2 protein-coding genes are annotated in these 958 nt (G+C 77.1%); one reads left to right on the forward strand and one right to left on the reverse strand.

What is annotated here, in order from left to right; genetic code table 11:
- Window positions 1-76 precede the first annotated feature (76 nt).
- Window positions 77-481, reverse strand: a complete 405-nt coding sequence (locus ABD308_RS19755) for a winged helix-turn-helix transcriptional regulator (RefSeq protein ID WP_344337104.1) — start codon at window positions 479-481, stop codon at window positions 77-79.
- A gap of 133 nt (window positions 482-614) precedes the next feature.
- On the opposite strand from ABD308_RS19755, the gene ABD308_RS19760 reads away from it, so the two are divergent.
- Window positions 615-958: alcohol dehydrogenase catalytic domain-containing protein (locus ABD308_RS19760; RefSeq protein WP_344337106.1), on the forward strand; the 344-nt coding region annotated here is incomplete at its 3' end.

Below are 958 nucleotides of genomic sequence, written 5' to 3' on the forward strand. Positions count from 1 at the left end.
GTCCGCACGGGCCTTCGGCGTCCCGGCCCGCCGTACCACCGCCGCAGCAACCGCCACAGCACCGCCGTGCGGCCGGTCAGTCGGCCCGGGCCCCGTCGTGGGCCTCCCGGTGGGCCAGCACCTCGGGCATGTGCTCCTCCGCCCAGTCCTTGATCGCCCGCAGCAGCGGGAGCAGCCCGGCGCCGAGCGGGGTGAGCGCGTAGTCCACCCGGGCCGGGACGGAGGCGGTGACCGTCCGGGTCAGCAGGCCGTCGCGCTCCAGGTTGCGCAGGGTCTGGGTGAGCATCTTCTCGCTGACCCCGGCGAGGCGGCGGCGCAGGTCGCTGTAGCGCCGCGGGCCGTCGGCCAGGGCGTTGACGACCAGGCTGACCCACTTGTCGCCGATCCGCTCCAGCAGCTGCCGGGCGGGGCACTCGGCGAGGTAGGCGTCGTAGCCGGCCCGGGCGGCCGAGCGGCGCTGGGCGGCGGTCGTGGTCGCCATCGGCTCTCCTCTCCGTGCGGTACGCACTCGCGGGTGCGTCCTTCCCGATGGGGAGCAACTCTCCCTAGGTTGGGTGCCGTTGGCAAGCCCCGCCGGAACAGCGGGCGGGGCCCCCTGCTGGGAGGAGAGCGCGATGCGCGCCGTGGTCGTCCGCCGGTTCGGCGGTCCGGAGGTCCTGGAGCTGGTCGAGGTGCCCGTCCCCGAGCCCGGCCCGGGACAGGTGCGGGTGCGGGTGGCGGCGGCCGGGGTCAACCCGGTGGACGCGGTGACCCGGGCCGGGGTGCTCGCGCGGGCCGGGCTGATGGCGCCGAGGGAGACCGTCGGGGTGGGCTGGGACGTGGCCGGCACGGTGGAGCGGCTCGGCCCCGGGGCCTCCGGGTTCGCGGTCGGGGACGCGGTGATCGGACTGCGCGACCGGCTGGACGTCCCGCTCGGCGCCTACGCCGACGCCCTGGTGCTGGACGCCTCGGCGCCCCC

The organism is Kitasatospora putterlickiae (assembly GCF_039527695.1).
Taxonomy (GTDB): Bacteria; Actinomycetota; Actinomycetes; order Streptomycetales; family Streptomycetaceae; genus Kitasatospora; species Kitasatospora putterlickiae.

Coding starts and splice junctions, on each gene's coding strand:
- ABD308_RS19755 (WP_344337104.1), bottom strand. CDS start 481: ATGGCGACCACGACCGCCGCCCAGCGCCGCTCGGCCGCCCGGGCCGGC.